Below are 18036 nucleotides of genomic sequence, written 5' to 3' on the forward strand. Positions count from 1 at the left end.
GATGCGTCAAGACTCCAATGTCGGAGAAATGAGACGGACAACAGGTGACCATGCGATGACTATCCAACCCCAGCCCCCACCACCGGCCGAGCATGTCGACGAGTTGCTGGATGAAGCCGGCCGGGAAAGCTTTCCCGCCAGCGACCCCCCTGCGGTGACGCCCATGCGCGGCCCGGTCACTCCTGTGCCTGACACAAGTCCGCCGGAGGACGCGCAGTCGATGGCCGCGCGATAGACGGCGCCGTCCGCGGTGCCCGCTGGCCGGGGCGGCTTCGTCGTCCCATTTCCCGGAAGCGCCAGCAGGGTTTCCCGATGCTCGCGCAGGCGATGTCGGACCACGAGAGAAGCAGACGGAGAAAGCCGATCATGAATGACGCTGCACAATCGCCAACCGAAGAAGACGAGGCGCTTTCGCCCTGGTGGATTCGCGCCGTCGTGTTCGTGATGGCGCTCGGCTTTGCCGGCCTCATCACGATCACCCTGCTTGCCTACCGGAACGCCCCGCCGATCCCGGCGCGGGTCGTCGACGCGCAAGGTGTCGATCTGTTCAGCGGCGACGATGTCAGCGACGGCCAGGCGGTATTTCTCAAGTATGGCCTGATGGACAACGGAAGCATCTGGGGTCATGGCGCGTACCTGGGGCCCGATTACTCGGCGCAGGCCCTGCATCGAATGGGCGAGGACACCGCCGAAGCGATCGCTCTGCAACAATTCCACGTCTCCCTGGCGGCATTGTCACTCTCGCAGCAGGCGGCAGTGCACGCCGAAACTGCCGTGGACCTCAAGACCAATCGATACGATGCGGCCAGGGATACCCTGCACCTGACGATGCCGCAAGCGGTCGCGTTTCGCCAGCAGATCGGCTACTGGCGCGATTACTTCCAGCATCCGTCACGCAATGGCGGCCTGGCGCGCAATCTCATCACCGATCCTGTCGAACTGCACCAGCTTTCGGCTTTCGTCACCTGGGCGGCCTGGGCGTCGGTGGCCGCCCGGCCCGGCGAGGACTATTCCTACACCAACAATTTCCCTTACGACCCGAGCGTGGGCAATCAGGCGACGTCCGGCGCGCTGTTGTGGAGCGCACTGAGCCTGATCGTGCTGCTGGTCGGCATTGGGGTCGTGCTCGTGAGCTTCGGGAAATTCGATCACCTCGGTTGGATCACTCGCGGCCATCACGTGCATCCGCAACTGCTGCCGGGGCAAGCCAGCCGGGGGCAGAAGGCATTGGTCAAGTTCTTCGTGGTCGTGGCGCTGCTGTTTCTGGCGCAGACACTGGTTGGCGGCGCCACCGCACATTACCGCGCCGACCCAGGCAGCTTTTACGGCTTCGATCTCGAGCGCATCTTTCCAAGCAACCTGATGCGGACCTGGCACCTGCAGCTGGCGATCTTCTGGATCGCAACCGCCTATGTAGCGGCGGCGCTTTTTCTCGGTCGCGCGGTGCGCGCCGACGAGCCGCGCTGGTTCGCCGGCTGGACACACGTGCTGTTCACGGCATTCACCGTGGTGATCGTGGGGAGCCTGCTGGGCGAGTGGCTGGGCATCTCGCAACGGCTTGGCCGCTGGTGGTTCTGGCTTGGTGACCAGGGTTGGGAGTACCTGGAGCTCGGCCGCCTGTGGCAGTTCCTGCTGGTCGTCGGGCTGCTGCTCTGGTTTGTCCTGTTGTGGAGACTGGTGCAGCCGCGCACGTTGGCCGATCCGGCGGCCAAGCCCCTGGTCAGGATGTTCATGCTGGCCGCGCTGGCCATTCCGGTGTTTTACGTCCCCGCCTTGCTTTATGGCGCCAGGACCAACTTCACGGTAGTCGATACGTGGCGCTTCTGGATCATCCACCTGTGGGTGGAGGGGTTCTTCGAGTTCTTCGCCACGACGGTTGTGGCGCTGACGTTCCATCAACTCGGCCTGACCCGCCTAAGCGTCGCGCTGCGGGTGATCTATCTCGACGCCATCCTGTATTTCCTCGGCGGGCTCATGGGCACCGGCCACCATTGGTATTTCACTGGCCACACCAACGTCAACATGGCGTTATCGGCGCTGTTCTCCGTTCTCGAGGTCGTCCCGCTGACCCTGCTCACGCTGGACGCCTGGGACTTCGTGCGCACGACGCGCGGCGAATGCGACGTGTGCGGGAAAGCGGTGACAACACCGCACAAATGGACGTTCTACTTCCTGATGGCGGTCGGCTTCTGGAACTTCGTCGGTGCGGGAATTTTCGGGTTTCTCATCAACCTGCCGATCGTCAGCTATTACGAGGTCGGCACGCTCTTGACCCCGAACCATGGCCACGCCGCGATGATGGGAGTCTTCGGCATGCTGGCGATCGCGCTGATGGTGTTCGTGCTGCGCCAGGCCAGCGACGATGCGCACTGGGTTGGCATCGAAAAGTACGTCAAGGTTGCCTTTTGGGGCACCAACGCCGGCCTGGCGCTGATGGTGGCGATGAGCCTGTTCCCTGGCGGCGTGCTGCAGCTCTGGGACGTGGTCCAGCACGGGTACTGGCACGCGCGCAGCCTTGAATACACCGGCAGCGATCGCTCGCGTCTGATCGAATGGCTGCGGATGCCGGGCGACGTGGTATTCATCGTGTTCGGTGCCGTGCCCCTGGTGATCGCTTCGATCAAGGGCTATCTCGGGGTGCGCGCCACGGCGACGGGCTTGAATTCGCGCGCCGGCTGAGCGGGGGACCGCGCTGCCGTAATATTCCGCAAAGCTGTAGACGCCTCCGGATTCCCTTCGTGACGATGGATGACCTAAAGGTATCGAAGGACGTCGACGCGCTGCGCCTGGTGGTGGTGTACGCCCTCAACTCCGGCGTCGTCGTTGTCGCCTCGATGGTCGCGATGGCCGTGCCATTGCTCAAGCTGCGTGCCCGTGCGAGATTCCTGTTTGGACGCTCGCCCGGCTCGGAATGTCTGCAGCGCGTCCAATCAGCGGCGTGGTCCGTTCCGGGAGTCCGGGGGGTTTGTAACCTGCGCGTTTAGTTTGTGGGCCCGTACACGGTGCACGCCGGGATGATCGTCGAGCTTGCGCCGGAAATGGCAGTCCGGGAAGCCGATCGGATCGCCAACGAGGTCCACCGCAGAGTTCACGACGAGGCCCTTCCCGGTTACTGCTTCGTACAAGTGGCCCCCGAACCGACGCAACGCGACGCGGCCCTGAGCCTCGCTCAGTGATGATGCGCGGCGGCGTGTTCGCCCTCATGTGATTGCGGTTCACGCTCGGGGTAATGGCCGTGGATCCCCGTGGTCGCTGCGTCCCACAGCCGTTCGACGTAGTGGACGTACGGCACATACGCTTCGACATATTTGCGGCCCGCAGCCACGTCGTTCGGATCGAAGGCCTGCTTCTCCGTCGCCGCGCGAAAGCGCGCGCGCACGCCGGTGCTCACCGCATCTGCCAGAAGCTCAATCACCGCGTCGACCGAGCCGGATTTTAGCGCGCGATCCGCGGCCGGTACTGCAGGCCCCAGGTCAAGACCCGCTGGCTTCAGCCCCGTAAAGGGGGCGCCTTCCCCGGCCCGATGGATGCGCACAAGTGTTTCGAAGAAGTGCCGATCGGCCAGCGAGCGCGCTTTTGGGCCGAGATCGCGAACCGCCTGTGCGTGATCGAACGCATGCCGGACTTCGGGCTCGTCTTCCGGACGCACCCACGGGAGCACCAGGTTCAGGTTCTTTTCCTCGACGGCCTTCTTCGCGAGCGCCACCAGCGGCCCGTCCAGGGTGTCACAATGGGCGAGCCCCCAGAACAGCAGCACCCCGGATTCAGCGCCGCCACCGGGCAGCAGATTGACACCAAATACCTGCGCGGCAATCCGCTCTGCACCAAGCAAGACGATGGCGAGCAGCAGTTGCGTATGTCGCGACGCTAACCGATTCCAAGTCATAACGCCTCCCATGTCTTCAACTTGCCGTGAGCATTTTGCAACGAAATCGGGGAACCAGCTTGATGCCGGTCAGCGCAGCGCTTTCCAGCCCGGGTGATCGAAGTAGTCCCCATAACGGTTGACCGTCTGCACCGCCAGCACGGCACCCGCCGCCGGTGCGGTCTTCGACTTGCCCTGCATGGCGTCCGCCCCCGCGATGAGTTCGGCCACGATGATGTGCAGGTTCTCGTCAGCCGCGGGCTCGAGCTTGCACTCGGCGACGATCGTGGCAACCTTCGCTTCGACCGTCGTGCCGAGCATCTTGTAGTCGGCCGGCGTCAGCGTGCCCTTGTGGATGCTTTCGTGCTTCGCCGCGAGAGCGGCGCGCAGTTCCCCCATCGCCTTGCGAAGCGGCGCGTCGGTTGCCCATTTCTTTCCGTGGTCAAGGGCGAGCTTCGCCGGCTCTCCGGAGGCGTGTTGATGCGAATCGGCTGCGAAGGCGGCAAAGCCCGTGCCGAGAGTCAGTGCAGCGACAAGAGTGGCGGCGAACAGGTTGCGACGGGTAGTCATGGAAATCTCCTCAGTGGTGAATGACGATGGTCTGGGGATCATCGGCGTGCTCGATCAGGAGCGTGCGCACGCGGGCTTGCCAGAGTGATTGGAACAGCGCCGCTTCCTCGGCCGTGGCCGTGGCGGCGAAGCAACGCTGCAGCAGCGGGGACATGCGGGGGTCCGCCGGCACGCGCTCCAGGCGAGCGAGCACCGTGACGGCGGCACCGGTATCGACACGCGCAAGCCGGATTTGCCCCGGGATGTCGACGCCGAAGAAGAGCAGGTCGCGGCGATCGAACTTCCCGCCGATGCCCTTGAAACCGGTGTCCTGCGTCGCGCCCGTGAGCAAGCTCACCACGTTGGCGACCACGCCGGTGGTGCCTTCCTCACGATGCTCGCGCAGTTCGACCCGAATGCCGCCACGCTCCGGCAGGGCGTTCGGATAGAGGGCGCCGAGCGCGGCGCGGGTGGACAGATATGCCGCCGCCACGGTCGGGCAGGAATGGCCGGCGAGCTTCACCACGTCGGCATAGCCGTATTCGATGACGCCGTCCTGCGCGGCTCCGAGAAATGCGGCCAGCGGGTCGCGGACGGTGATCCGCGGCGCGGCGTCAAAGAACGCGGGGAATTGCATTTGTCGGCCTCCTTTCCCTGAATCGCCCGGCTTGCGCAATGCTTCCGGCATGTATAAGATAGTATCCGATTACTTACTAAACGTCAAGCCGCGGATCCCCATGGCCACCCTGAATGCCGTCCGTGCCGCACCGCGCCACCGCCTGAGCACCAGCCAGCGGCAGCGCGAAATCGTCGCCACCGTGCTCGCGCTTGCCCGCGAGCGCGGCCCCGACACGATCACCACCCAGGCCATCGCCGACAGGATGGGCCTCACGCAGGGTGCGGTATTCCGGCACTTTCCCGACAAGGAGGCGATCTGGCTCGCGGTCTTTGCCTGGGTGCGCGAGTCGCTCGGCGCGGCGATCGCGGCGGCAATCGAGAAGGCGGATTCGCCGTTGGCGAAGATCGAGCGGGCGTTTATCGCCCACGTGGCCTTCATTGCGGCCAATCCGGGCGTGCCGCGCGTCATGTTCCACGAGATGCAATACCCGGGCGATTCCCCGGTGCGTGCCGAGGTTCGGGCGATGATCACGACGTATCGCCAGAGACTCAGGCAGCTCTTCACGCAAGCGAAGGCGGCGAACGAGCTTCCGGCAAGCCTCGACACCACGCTGGCGTCCATGCTGTTCATCGGCGCGGTGCAGGGACTCGTCATCCAGTCGTCGCTCGCCGGCGACGAGGCGGGAATGGTGCAGCGCGCGCGCAAGCTCCTTCCGCTGCTGGTCGACGGTTATCGCGGACGGAGGAAACCATGAATTTGCGCCCCGGCCGCAAGGCGGCGCTCGGCGCCGTCGGCATCGGCGTCGCGCTGCTGCTGGCATGGCTCGTGACGAGCCAGGGACCGCTCGCGTCGACCAAGGTCACCGTGGCGAAAGTCGAGCGAGGCACCCTCACCGCCAGCACGTTCGGCATCGGCACCGTCGAGGCGCGGCGTGCCTATGCGCTCGGCCCCACGGTCGCCAGCCGCGTACTGCGGGTCCTGGTCGACCAGGGCGATGCGGTCAAGGCGGGGCAATTGCTCGCGGAACTCGATCCCGTGGACCTCACGGACCGCGTGACCAGCGCGCAGCTTGCGGCCGAGCGCGCGACTAGCGCCATTCGCGCCGCGCAGGCTCAGTTGGATGAGGCGCGCAGCCGCTCCCGCACCGCGCGGGTGAGTGCCGAGCGTTCCGTCGAACTGCGTGCGAAGGGATTCATCAGTCAGGAGGCGGTCGAGGCCAAGGCGTACGAGGCCACGGCTTCGGATGCGGCGGCCGATGCCGCGGCGGCGCAGTTGGCCGTGGCGGTGCGCGATCGGGAACGCGCGCTGTCCGATGTTTCCGGCGCCGGCAAGCTGAGGGCCCAGGCGCGCCTCGTGAGCCCGGTGGACGGCATCGTGACCTCGCGCCTCGTCGAATCCGGGACGACCGTGGTTGCCGGGCAGGCCGTGCTCCAGGTCATCGACCCCGCGAGCCTGTGGATCCGGGCGCGCATCGACCAGGGTCACGCGGGAGGTGTTCGCGTCGGGCAGCCGGTGGAGATCGCTCTGCGCTCGGACCAGAAGCGCACCTATCGCGGGCAGGTGCAGCGCGTCGATTGGGTGAGCGATGCAGTCACGGAAGAACGCATCGTCAATGTGGGCTTCGCCGCCCGGCCCGAAGCCGCCTCGGTCGGCGAACTGGTCGAGGTGACGATCGGCATCGACCAACTCGTCAACGCTCGCTCCGTGCCCACGGCAGCGGTCAAGCGGATCAACCGGCAGGACGGCGTTTGGCGGGTGCGCCAGGAACGCGCCATGTTCCAGCCGGTGAAAGTCGGCATCACGACGCTGGACGGGCGAAGCCAGATCCTCGATGGTCTCGAAGACGGCGACGAGGTCGCCGTGCACAGCGACAGGGCACTGCAGCCGGATGCCACCGTCAAGGTCGTCTCCGCCCTCGTGGGCTCCGCACCATGATCAACCTGGCCGCCCGCGACATCCTGCACGGATGGGGCAAGTTCGTGTTCACCGGCGTCGGGCTCGGCCTGCTCATCGGCGTCACGCTGTCGATGGCGGGGATCTATCGGGGCCTGGTCGACGACGGGCAGGCGTTGCTCGCCATCGGCGGCGCGGATCTCTGGGTCGTTCAGCGCGATACGCTGGGTCCGTACGCCGAACCGTCGAGCGTGCGCGACGATGCCTATCGGGCGCTCCTCGCGGTCCCGGGCGTCGCGGAAGCCGGAAACGTCACTTACCTCACCATGCAGATCCAGCACGACGCAGGGGAGGTGCGCGTCATGCTCGTCGGCATCGAGCCGGGACACCCCGGAGAGCCGGGCTACCTGGTTGCGGGCCGCCCGATCACGCGCTCGCATTACGAGGCGATCGCGGACGTGCGAAGCGGCCTGAGGCTCGGCGAACGCATTCGCATCCGCCGGCACGAGTACACGGTGGTCGGGCTGACGCGCCGCATGGTGTCGTCGGGCGGGGACCCGATGATCTTCGTGCCGCTCAAGGATGCGCAGGAGGTGCAGTTCCTCAAGGACAACGATGCGCTCGTCAACGAGCGGGCGCGAACCGCCGCCAATCCCGAATTCAACCGCCCGGGCGTGCCCGGGCTCCTCGAGGCGGTGCAGGCCAGCCAGTCCAACAGCCACAGCGTGAACGTCGTGCTGCTGCGGCTGGCCCCCTCCGCCGACGAAATGAAGGTGGCGGACCAGATTCGGCGCTGGAAGCATCTGGAGGCCTACACGCGCTCCGACATGAACGAGATCCTCGTTGCCAAGCTGATCGACACCTCGGCAAGGCAGATATTCATGTTCCTCGTGATCCTCTCGATCGTGAGCGCCGCCATCGTCGCGTTCATCATCTACACGATGACCCTGAACAAGGTGCGCGAAATCGCGGTCCTGAAGCTGATCGGCGCGCGCAACAGCACCATCGCCGGGATGATCCTGCAGCAGGCGCTCGGCCTGGGCGCGATCGGCTTCATCGTCGGGCGCACCGCCGCGACGATGTGGGCCCCGATCTTTCCCAAGTACGTGCTGCTGCTCCCCGGGGACGCCGTGCGCGGCGCGCTGCTCGTGCTGGCGATCTGCGCGCTGGCGAGCGTTGTCGCGATCCGCGCCGCGCTGCGCGTGGATCCCGCGGCGGCGATCGGGGGATAGGTGAATCCGGCGATCGAAATCGGCGGGCTCACCAAGCGTTACGGCGAGGGCGACGCCGCCGTCGATGCGCTGAAGGGCGTGGACATGGTCATCGAGCCGGGCGAGGTGGTGGGGTTGATCGGCCCCAGCGGCTCCGGCAAGAGCACGCTGCTCAAATGCCTCGGCGCGGTGATCGAGCCCACGACGGGCCGGATGGCGCTGGCCGGCGAGACGATCTATGACAATGGCTGGAAGGTTGCCGATCTGCGGGCGCTGCGCCGCGACCGCATCGGGTTCGTGTTCCAGGCCCCCTACCTCATCCCGTTCCTGGACGTCACCGAGAACGTGGCGCTGCTGCCGATGCTCGCCGGCGTGCCGAATGGCAAGGCGCGCGACCGGGCGCGGGAGATGCTCGCGGCACTGGATGTCGGGCATCGCGCGCAGGCGCAGGTGGCGCAACTCTCCGGCGGCGAGCAGCAGCGCGTCTCGATCGCACGCGCTCTGGTGAACGAGCCGCCGATCATCCTCGCGGACGAGCCCACAGCGCCGCTGGACAGCGAGCGGGCGCTGACCGTGATCCGCATCCTGAACCAGATGGCGCAGCGGTTCCGGACGGCCATCATCGTCGTCACGCACGATGAGAAGATCATTCCGACATTCAAGCGGATCTATCACATCCGGGACGGCCGGACCTACGAGGAGGCCGGCGAGGGGCGCGCGGCCTGACAGAGCGCGCGAACCTGGTGCCCGAAGGACGGTCGAAGACTTCATGCAACGGGAATGTCCGGAGGGACATTCCCGCGTGAAGCCGGCTTTCACGAGATGATCTGCGGCAACCCTTGGGAGGGAGCGTTCATGGCGATCCAGCATGCGGCACCAGGCGACCTGATCGATGTCCTGCCCCTTGGCGAAAGGCTTCGCCATGCGGGCTCGGAAACGCTGATCAGGACGACACACCTCGAAATCTTCCGTTACGTGCTGCGTGCGGGCGAGGCGGTTCGCAAGCACGCTGCGTCCGGGTTGATGGTCATTCAATGCCTGGAGGGCGCCGTGGATTTCGAGGCGCAAGGCCGGGTGCAGGTGCTTGTGGCGGGCAGCATGCTCTACCTGGCGGATGGCGAGCCACACGCTCTCAATGCGCGGGAAGACTCGTCGCTGCTCGTGACCGTGTTGTTGCATCGCAAGTGACGCGGCGACAAGACTCGTCGCCGTGGACGCTGAGGAGTTCGCAGTATCGGCCATCGTCGGAGGTGCGGATGCGTACAGATCAGGCTGCTCCGGATCACAAGCCCGGAAGCACCGTGGCCGGTGAGCAGAGTTCCCTCGTAGTCGAGCTCTCTGCGGGCGATCTTCCGGCACATTGCCCCAACGCCAGGATGCCGCTGTGGTCGTCACACCCGAGAATCTTCCTGGATGTCGTGAACCAACGCGAAGCGATGTGCCCGTATTGCGGCACACGCTACCGACTCGGTGCCAGTGTCGATTTATTCGGATTCGACACCCGTGGCCTGCATCAGCATCACCGGCAGCACTTCCTGGAGCCGGATGCGGAACACGCGGAATCGGCTGCGCCAACGGCCGGCCACCGTGCGGACGCAAATGCGTGGGCTGACGCGTCCGGGAACACGACGCCCGAATTGATGACGCGCTGGCTGAAGGGTCGCAATTGGCGCTGACAACGGTGTCGACAGTCCTCTATTTCAGCGACATTCACATCGAGATCCGGGAAAAGGAAGGCCGGCCCGGATGGACTGCCATCCAGCCGCTCGATCTGGGGCCGGATCTCACGCGCTTTGCCGGGACGACGGATCTCCTCGTCCTGGCCGGCGATATCGGCAGAATGCACTCGCGGCGCAATGTGTCGACGCTGCGCTACGCCGAGCAAGCCGCCTCCTATCTGGGCTGCCCCGCGATCGTGGTGCCCGGCAACCATGAATACTATCGCGGGTCGTTCGATGACGAGCGCGAAGCCCTCCTGGCCGCGCGGGTCGCGGGCGTAACGGTGCTCGACCGGGGGCAGGCCCGTCATTCCTGCGCGGCGGGCTCGCTGCGAATTCTGGGCGCGACGCTGTGGACGGACTATGCGGTACTGGGGGATCGCGAGAAAGGCATGCACGAGGCGGAGCAGGCGATCGAGGACCACCGGCTGATCACGCGGCGCGGCGGTGCACGGTTCCTGCCGCAGGATGCGCTCGCGGAGCATCGCCTGGCGAGCCGATGGCTGGCGCAGCGGCTGTCGGAGCCGCACGACGGGCCGACGCTCGTCGTGACGCACCACGTGCCTCATTCCGCTGCGCGCAACCCGGCTTACGGAGCGACCTCGCTCTCGCCCGCGTTCGACAGCGACTGCGATGACCTGATCGCGGCCGCCGCCAGGGCGCAGGTCGTGGCATGGATCTTCGGCCACAACCATTGGAGCCACGAGGTCGAGGTGGGTGGCGTGCGTCTGCTGTCCGCCCAGCGAGGGTATCCGGCGGAAGGCACTGCCTGGAACGGCCCGGGCATCCTGCGCATCTGAGCGCGGAGTGTCGAGGCAGGCGGGAGGTACGACATGCCGGGTGAACTGGAAAGCCCGGCTTCACGCTCAACTGCCACACGACGCCTCGGGACACGATCTTGATATGAGCGTTGGTGGATCAAAAGACGAATAACTTTCGTTTTACGTCATGCTGGATTCGGCTCAGCATGGCCCAAGGAGCGAACAAACATGAACGAGCCCCATGACGTCGCCGTGATCATCGGCAGCCTGCGCAAGGCGTCGTACAACCGCAAGATCGCCCAGGCCCTGGCCGAGCTGGCGCCGGCGCGGCTGAAGCTGGAAATCGTCGAGATCGCGCAATTGCCCCTTTACAGCCAGGACTACGACGAGGCGACTCCGACCGAATACGCGCCGTTCCGCGAACGCATCGCGCGCGCCGACGCGGTGTTGTTCGTGACCCCGGAGCACAACCGCTCGATGCCGGCGGCGCTGAAAAACGCGCTCGACGTGGCCTCCCGCCCCCCGGGCCAGAACAAGTGGGCCGGCAAGCCGGCCGGCGTGGTGACGGCGTCGATCGCCGCGATCGGCGGCTTTGGCGCCAACCATCACCTGCGCCAGTCGCTGACTTTCCTGGACATGCCCACCCTGCAGCAGCCCGAAGCCTACATCGGCAAGGTTCAGGATCTGCTGGATCCGGCGAACGGAAAGCTGAACAACGACTCGACGCGCGAATTCCTCAGGAAGTTCATGGACAGGTTCGCCGCCTGGATCGAGCGCGTCGTGCCGTCCGACCGGCAATGAATGATTCGGTGAATGCCGAATATGCTCCAGGCTGGCCCGGCAGCGAACCGCGCTGGACCTCGAGCGCGAAGACCGGGGTGGGTACGTCGCTCGGCCCCGGCAGCCAGGTCTGGTTCACGCTGAGCCACGGCATCCTGAACGAGATCTACTATCCGCGCCTCGACTCGCCCTGCACACGCGACATCGGGCTGATCGTCACCGACGGCCGCGAGTTCTTCTCCGAAGAAAAGCGCCACGCATCTTCGCAGGTCAGCTACCCGTTCAAAGGGGTGCCGCTCTACCGGCTGAGCAATGCCTGCGGCGAAGGGCGCTACCGCATCGAAAAGGACATTCTCGCCGATCCGACGCGAGATGCGCTGCTGCAGCGCACGCGCTTCGTCCCGCTCGTCGGCACTCTCGGCGACTATCATCTCTACGTCCTTGCCGCGCCGCACCTCGGCAATCGCGGGTGGGGCAACACCGCCTGGCTCGGGGACTACAAAGGCGTGCCGATGCTGTTCGCGCAGCGCGAGCGCTACTCGCTGGCGATCGCGTGCAGCGCGCCGTGGCGCGGGCGCTCCGCGGGTTTCGTCGGGCGCAGCGACGGCTGGCAGGACCTCGCGCGCCACCGGCGCATGCGCTGGGAGTACGCCCGCGCCGAAAACGGCAACGTCGCGCTCATCGGCGAAGTCGACCTGCAGGCCTGTGCCGGCCACTTCGTGCTGGCGGTTGGCTTCGGCGGGACCCCGGCCGAGGCCGGCCATCACGCGCTCGCGAGCCTCAATCAGGGCTTCGAGGCGACGCAGGAAGTCTACGTGCGCCAGTGGCAGGACTGGCAGCGAAGCTGCCTGCAAGTCGCCGATGATGACCCGGCGGCCGGATACGACGCGTACCGCGTCAGCGTGATGGTGCTGCGCACGCACGAGTCGAAGCTCATGCCGGGCGGGCTGATCGCCAGCCTGTCTTTCCCGTGGGGCTTCACCAAGAGCGACGACGATCTGGGCGGCTACCACCTCGTCTGGCCGCGTGATCTGGTGGAGTCGGCCGGCGCGCTGCTCGCCGCCGGCGCGCATGACGACGTACGAAAGGTGGTGCGCTATCTGCAGACCACCCAGGAGGCCGACGGCCACTGGCCGCAGAACACGTGGCTCGACGGCACCCCGTACTGGAACGGCATCCAGATGGACGAAGCGGCGTTCCCCATCCTTCTTGTCGATCTCGCGCACCGCGAGGGAGCATTCTCCGAGCAGGACCTGGAGCGCTTATGGCCGATGGCGCGGCGCGCGGCGGGCTTCCTGGTGCGCAACGGCCCCGTGACGCAGCAGGACCGCTGGGAGGAAGACGCCGGCTATTCACCCTTCACGCTCGCGGTGGTCATCGCCGCGCTGCTCGTGGCGGCCGAGATGGCGGACGCGTGCGGCGAGCCAGGTGTCGCCGCGTATCTGCGGGAAACGGCCGATGTGTGGAACGACTATATCGAGCGCTGGACCTACGTCAGCGGGACGCCGCTTGCGCAGCGGGTGGGCGTGAACGGCTACTACGTGCGCGTTGCACCGCCCGAAGTCTGCACGGTGGCGTCGCCCGCCGAGGGCTTCGTGCCGATCAAGAACCGTCCCCCGGGCGAAGCGGTGGCCCCGACCGAACAGATTCTCAGCCCCGACGCGCTGGCGCTGGTGCGCTTCGGCCTGCGTGCTGCCGGCGATCCGCGCATCGTCGATACCGTCAAGGTGATCGACGCGCTTCTCAAGCTGGAAACGCCGCGCGGCCCGGCCTGGCATCGCTACAACGATGACGGCTACGGCGAGCACGAAAACGGCGCCCCTTTCGATGGCACCGGCCGCGGCCGCGCGTGGCCGTTGCTCACCGGCGAGCGCGCACACTACGAGCTGGCCGCCGGACGCCCGGATGTCGCTCGCAAGCTGATGCGGACGATGGCGGCGTTTGCCAACGACGGCGGCATGATGCCGGAGCAGGTCTGGGATGCGCCCGATATCGCCCGGAGGGAACTGTGGCTCGGCCGGCCATCGGGTTCGGCGATGCCGCTGGTGTGGGCACACGCCGAATATGTCAAGTTGGCGCGCTCGTTGCGCGAGGAACGGCTGTTCGACATGCCGCCGCAGACCTTCGAGCGCTACGTCGCGCGCAAGGCGGCATGCGCCCATGGCTTCTGGCGCTTCAACCACAAGACGCGTTCGTTCGCGGCCGGCCGCACCCTGCGCATCGAAGTACTTGCTGGCGCGACCGTGCACTGGAGCGACGACGGCTGGCGTACGGTGCACGACACGGCGACGCAAGACACCGGCCTGGGCGTGCACAAGGTCGATCTGCCCACCGAACGGCTGGTGCCCGGCGCGGTCGTTGCCTTCACCTTTTTCTGGCATCAGGCCGGGCGTTGGGAAGGTGCCGATTTCGACGTGCTGGTGAGCTGACGTGACGCAGCGGCCTTTCGACGCGCAGTCTCGTCGAACTGATCGGGATTCTGAAGAAATCGGTCAAGGGCGCAATGATCGTCCATCCGGCGGCGAAGGCACGCCGATACGGGGCCGCAAGGGCACGCGCACGATGAGCGGCGGATCTTCGGCGTGGCGTGAATGCCCATGGCTGCCGGGTGCACCGGCCCGCTGCGCTTCCTCGGACGCGTGGAGGTGTCTGCCGAGGCGCCGGTGCCCGCCATTCGCCGCAGACGCCGGCGCATCGCAGACGACATGGAGGACAGCATGGCCACATCACTCGTGACACCCGACATGGCGCAGGACGTCGATCCGCAGGAGAGCCGGGAGTGGCTCGACTCCCTGGACTCGGTGCTGGAGCACGAGGGCGGCACGCGTGCCGACTATCTGCTCGACATGCTCGTCGACCACGCGCGGCGCTCGGGAACGCACCTGCCATTTCACCCGACCACTGCCTACGTCAACACCATTCCCCCCGCGCACGAGCGCCAAATGCCCGGCGATCCCGCGATGGAATGGCGCATCCGCTCGCTGATCCGCTGGAACGCCCTCGCGATGGTGGTGCAGGCGAACCGGCACAACCCGGGGATCGGCGGCCATATCGCAAGCTTCGCCTCCGCCGCCACGCTGTACGACGTGGGTTTCAATCACTTCTTTCGCGCGCCCAGTGATGCGCACGGGGGCGACCTCGTGTACTTGCAGGGGCACTCGGCGCCCGGATTCTACGCGCGGGCCTTCCTCGAGGGGCGGATCAGCGAGCAGCAGTTGCATGATTTTCGCCGGGAGGTCGGCGTGGATGGTCTCTCGTCGTATCCGCACCCCAGGCTGAAGCCGGACTTCTGGCAGTTCTCCACGGTGTCGATGGGCCTCACGTCGCCGATGGCGATCTACCAGGCGCGCTTTCTGAAGTATCTGCACAACCGCGGCATCCTGGATGCGGCGGACCGCAAGGTGTGGGCGTTCCTGGGCGACGGCGAGATGGACGAACCCGAATCGCTGGGCGCGATCACGCTCGCCTCGCGCGAACGGCTCGACAACCTCATCTTCGTCATCAGCTGCAACCTCCAGCGTTTGGACGGACCGGTGCGCGGCAACGGCAAGATCATCCAGGAGCTCGAGGGGATCTTCCGCGGCGCGGGCTGGAACGTGATCAAGGTCATATGGGGCTCGTACTGGGACCCGCTGCTCGCACGCGACAGCAAGGGCCTGCTGCGCAAGCGCATGATGGAGTGCGTCGACGGCGAGTACCAGGCTTTCAAGGCCAAGGGCGGCGCGTACACCCGCGAACACTTCTTCGGAAAGTACCCGGAGCTGCGCGAGATGGTCGCCCATCTCACCGACGAGGACATCTGGCGGCTCAATCGCGGCGGCCACGATCCGCACAAGGTCTATGCCGCCTACGCCGAGGCCGTGAAGCACGAGGGGCAGCCCACGGTCATCCTGGCCAAGACGGTCAAGGGCTACGGCATGGGCGAGGCGGGCGAAGGCCAGAACATCAGCCATCAGCAGAAGAAGATGGGTGAGGACGCCCTCAGGGCGTTTCGCGATCGCTTCAGCATTCCGATCAGTGACGAGGCGATTGTCGAGGCGCCCTTCTACCGGCCGCCGGATGACAGCCCGGAGATCCGCTACCTGCACGAGCGGCGCAAGGCGCTGGGCGGCTATTTGCCCAGCCGGCGGCGCGCCCACAAAGCGGTCATGGCGCCCGCGCTCGAGCAGTTCGAGGCGCAGCTCGCGGGCACGGGCGAGCGTGAAATCTCCACCACCATGGCCTTCGTGCGTATCCTCGCCGAGCTCCTGCGCGACAAGGCGATCGGCAAGTACGTCGTACCCATCGTGCCCGATGAGGCACGCACCTTTGGCATGGAAGGATTGTTCCGCCAGATCGGCATCTACTCGGCGGCGGGCCAGCTCTACGAGCCGGTCGACGCGGGCCAGATCATGTTCTACAAGGAGACCAGGGACGGCCAGATCCTGCAGGAAGGCATCACCGAGGCGGGCTCGATGTGCTCGTTCATCGCCGCGGGCACCGCTTACAGCAACCACGGGGTCAACATGATCCCCTTCTTCTGCTTCTACTCCATGTTCGGCTTTCAGCGCATGGGAGACTTCGCGTGGGCGGGCGCCGACATGTGCGTGCGCGGGTTCCTGATGGGCGGCACCGCGGGGCGCACAACGCTGGCAGGAGAGGGACTGCAGCACCAGGACGGACACAGCCAGGTGCTCTCAGCCAACATCCCCAACTGCATCTCCTATGACCCCACCTACGCCTACGAGCTGGCGGTCATCATCCAGGAAGGCCTGCGCCGCATGTTTCAGGAAAGGGAGGATGTCTTCTATTACGTCACGATGATGAATGAAAACTACCCGCACCCGGCCATGCCGGAAGGCGTCCGCGAGGGGATCCTGAAGGGGATGTATCTCCTGCGTGAAGGCGGTGCCAAGGGCAAGGAGAGGCCGCCGCGGGTACAGCTGCTGGGCTCGGGCACCATCCTGCGCGAGGTGCTCGCCGCGGCCGACCTGCTCGAGGGCGACTTCGGAGTAGCCGCCGATGTCTGGAGCGTGACCAGCTTTACGGAGCTCTGCCGCGAGGGTACCGACGCAGAACGCTGGTCCATGCTGCACCCGGAGCAGCCGCGGCGGGCGAGCTACCTGGAGACCTGTCTTGCGCAACGCGCCGGGCCGGTCATCGCCGCCACCGACTACGTGCGCCTGTTCGCCAATCAGGTTCGCGCGCTCGTGCCGAGGCGCTACGTGGTGCTTGGCACCGACGGTTTCGGCCGCAGCGATACCCGCGAGCAGCTCAGGCACTTTTTCGAGGTGGATCGCCGTTACGTGGTGATCGCAGCCCTCAAGGCGCTCGCCGATGACGGCGACGTACCCGCTGCGACGGTGACGGAGGCCATCAGGCGATACGGCGTCGATCCGGAGAAACCGAATCCCGTGACGATGTGACCTCGGACATGACTCGTCCCCTGGATCAGGCCGGCGGCGATTTGTACCGGGCGCTCGTGGAGTGCGCAGCGGACGCAATCATCTTTGCCGACCGCGAGGGACTGATACGGCTCTGGAATTCCGGTTCGGAGGCGCTTTTCGGCTACGCCGCGAGCGAAGTCATCGGCCAGAGCCTGGATATCATCATTCCGGAGCGGCTGCGGCGCGCGCATTGGGACGGCTATCGCAGCGCGCTTGCGGCGGGACACACGCTGCACGGGCGCCACGCACTGCCGACGCGCTCGATGCACAGGAATGGCTCCAGGCTCTACGTCGAGCTCAGTTTCAGCGTCGTCAAGGACGCGCAGGGCACGGTGATCGGCGCCATGTCCATCGGACGCGACATCACCGCGCGATACCTGAAGGAGCACGAGCACAAGGCGCGTGCCGACGGATCCGGCGCGTGACGATGGCGCGTTCGGGACATGCCCGGTGCGGGGATCCCCCGGAAGGGCGGAGGGCGATGAGCTGCCCGGCCTCGATCCTAGTAGCCCGCGAACTCCTCGGTGCGGATGTTGTCTTCGTTGACCTTGAGGCCGACCAATAGCTGACGCATCGCCTTGACCATCCCTTCGGGCCCGGACAGGTAGTAGATGGGCCGCGTCAGATCCGGCACGTACTTCTTCACCATCTCCGCGTCGATTCCACCGCGTTCGCCTCGCCAGTCGCCGGGCGCCGAGTCGGCAATCGCCACGTAAGTGAAGTTCGGATTTTCCCCGGCCAATCGCTCGAAGTCGGCCTTGAACGGAAAATCGACCGGCGTGCGGCTGGCGTGCAGCAGCGTGATCCGGTGCGCGGTCCTGTCGTGCGTCGCCTGGGCGATCATGCTGCGCACCGGGGTGACGCCGATTCCGCCGATGATGAACACCGCGGGCGTGGTCTCGGTTTTATGCAGCGTGAAGTCGCCGTAGGGAGCATCGAGTTTCACTTCGGTACCGAGCGGCAAGTCCCTCAACACCCGTTTGAAAGCCGTATCGCGCATGCGTGTCGCGGCGACCAGGTCGGGCTCGTACGGGGCCTGCACCAGCGAGAAGCCCCGGGTATTGCCTTCCGCGTCCGTCTGCGGCGGGTCGATCAGCGTGAAATCGGCGAACTGGCCGGCACGAAAGTCAAAGCCCTCCGGTTTGGCGAAATGAAATGCCATGGTTTCGCGTGCGACCGTCTCTTTCCTGATCAACTTTACCTTTGCGAGCATG

18 protein-coding genes are annotated in these 18036 nt (G+C 66.1%); 14 read left to right on the forward strand and 4 right to left on the reverse strand.

Annotated elements, in window-relative coordinates:
- The first annotated feature begins 366 nt into the window (after positions 1-366).
- The 3 genes from IPP91_10315 (at position 367) to IPP91_10325 (ending at position 3176) form a co-directional block, all read left to right on the forward strand.
- On the forward strand, positions 367-2679 hold the full coding sequence (locus IPP91_10315) for a cbb3-type cytochrome c oxidase subunit I (GenBank protein ID MBL0142465.1): 2313 nt from the start codon (positions 367-369) through the stop codon (positions 2677-2679).
- A 65-nt stretch (positions 2680-2744) separates the two neighbouring features.
- Complete coding sequence (locus tag IPP91_10320; protein ID MBL0142466.1) at positions 2745-2984, forward strand: hypothetical protein; 240 nt, start codon at positions 2745-2747, stop codon at positions 2982-2984.
- Positions 2985-3014: 30 nt separating this feature from the next.
- On the forward strand, positions 3015-3176 hold the full coding sequence (locus tag IPP91_10325; GenBank protein MBL0142467.1) for a hypothetical protein: 162 nt from the start codon (positions 3015-3017) through the stop codon (positions 3174-3176).
- Here the strand turns inward: IPP91_10325 and IPP91_10330 are convergent.
- The 3 genes from IPP91_10330 to IPP91_10340 form a co-directional block, all read right to left on the reverse strand.
- Positions 3170-3886, reverse strand: a complete 717-nt coding sequence (locus IPP91_10330) for a hypothetical protein (protein ID MBL0142468.1) — start codon at positions 3884-3886, stop codon at positions 3170-3172. The genes IPP91_10325 and IPP91_10330 overlap by 7 nt on opposite strands.
- A 69-nt stretch (positions 3887-3955) precedes the next feature.
- Complete coding sequence (locus tag IPP91_10335) at positions 3956-4435, reverse strand: hypothetical protein (GenBank protein ID MBL0142469.1); 480 nt, start codon at positions 4433-4435, stop codon at positions 3956-3958.
- Between the two features lie 10 nt (positions 4436-4445).
- Positions 4446-5051 (reverse strand): hypothetical protein, encoded by a 606-nt coding sequence (locus IPP91_10340; GenBank protein ID MBL0142470.1) that lies wholly within the window; start codon positions 5049-5051, stop codon positions 4446-4448.
- Between the two features lie 100 nt (positions 5052-5151).
- Between IPP91_10340 and IPP91_10345 the strand changes: the two genes are divergently transcribed.
- The 11 genes from IPP91_10345 (at position 5152) to IPP91_10395 (ending at position 17247) form a co-directional block, all read left to right on the forward strand.
- Positions 5152-5787, forward strand: a complete 636-nt coding sequence (locus tag IPP91_10345) for a TetR family transcriptional regulator (GenBank protein ID MBL0142471.1) — start codon at positions 5152-5154, stop codon at positions 5785-5787.
- Complete coding sequence (locus IPP91_10350; protein MBL0142472.1) at positions 5784-6968, forward strand: efflux RND transporter periplasmic adaptor subunit; 1185 nt, start codon at positions 5784-5786, stop codon at positions 6966-6968. The genes IPP91_10345 and IPP91_10350 overlap by 4 nt, the downstream gene beginning before the upstream one ends.
- A complete protein-coding gene (locus tag IPP91_10355; protein ID MBL0142473.1) occupies positions 6965-8158 on the forward strand; it encodes an ABC transporter permease in 1194 nt (397 codons plus the stop codon). Before IPP91_10350 ends, IPP91_10355 begins: the two co-directional genes overlap by 4 nt.
- Before the next feature lie 84 nt (positions 8159-8242).
- On the forward strand, positions 8243-8863 hold the full coding sequence (locus IPP91_10360) for an ABC transporter ATP-binding protein (protein MBL0142474.1): 621 nt from the start codon (positions 8243-8245) through the stop codon (positions 8861-8863).
- A gap of 129 nt (positions 8864-8992) precedes the next feature.
- A complete protein-coding gene (locus IPP91_10365; protein ID MBL0142475.1) occupies positions 8993-9325 on the forward strand; it encodes a cupin domain-containing protein in 333 nt (110 codons plus the stop codon).
- Positions 9326-9393: 68 nt separating this feature from the next.
- Positions 9394-9813, forward strand: a complete 420-nt coding sequence (locus IPP91_10370; protein MBL0142476.1) for a zinc-finger domain-containing protein — start codon at positions 9394-9396, stop codon at positions 9811-9813.
- Positions 9814-9818: 5 nt separating this feature from the next.
- Positions 9819-10655: a metallophosphoesterase gene (locus IPP91_10375; protein ID MBL0142477.1), complete on the forward strand. Its 837-nt coding sequence runs from the start codon at positions 9819-9821 to the stop codon at positions 10653-10655.
- A gap of 189 nt (positions 10656-10844) precedes the next feature.
- A complete protein-coding gene (locus IPP91_10380; GenBank protein MBL0142478.1) occupies positions 10845-11417 on the forward strand; it encodes an NAD(P)H-dependent oxidoreductase in 573 nt (190 codons plus the stop codon).
- On the forward strand, positions 11414-13825 hold the full coding sequence (locus tag IPP91_10385; GenBank protein MBL0142479.1) for a glucan 1,4-alpha-glucosidase: 2412 nt from the start codon (positions 11414-11416) through the stop codon (positions 13823-13825). Before IPP91_10380 ends, IPP91_10385 begins: the two co-directional genes overlap by 4 nt.
- Before the next feature lie 315 nt (positions 13826-14140).
- Positions 14141-16801: a pyruvate dehydrogenase (acetyl-transferring), homodimeric type gene (gene aceE, locus IPP91_10390; GenBank protein ID MBL0142480.1), complete on the forward strand. Its 2661-nt coding sequence runs from the start codon at positions 14141-14143 to the stop codon at positions 16799-16801.
- 8 nt (positions 16802-16809) lie between these two features.
- Positions 16810-17247, forward strand: a complete 438-nt coding sequence (locus tag IPP91_10395; protein ID MBL0142481.1) for a PAS domain S-box protein — start codon at positions 16810-16812, stop codon at positions 17245-17247.
- A gap of 77 nt (positions 17248-17324) precedes the next feature.
- Here IPP91_10395 and IPP91_10400 read toward each other — a convergent pair whose 3' ends face one another.
- On the reverse strand, positions 17325-18035 hold the full coding sequence (locus IPP91_10400) for an FAD-dependent oxidoreductase (protein MBL0142482.1): 711 nt from the start codon (positions 18033-18035) through the stop codon (positions 17325-17327).
- Position 18036 lies beyond the last annotated feature (1 nt).

Source organism: Betaproteobacteria bacterium, assembly GCA_016720855.1.
In the GTDB taxonomy this organism is placed as follows: Bacteria; Pseudomonadota; Gammaproteobacteria; order Burkholderiales; family Usitatibacteraceae; genus FEB-7.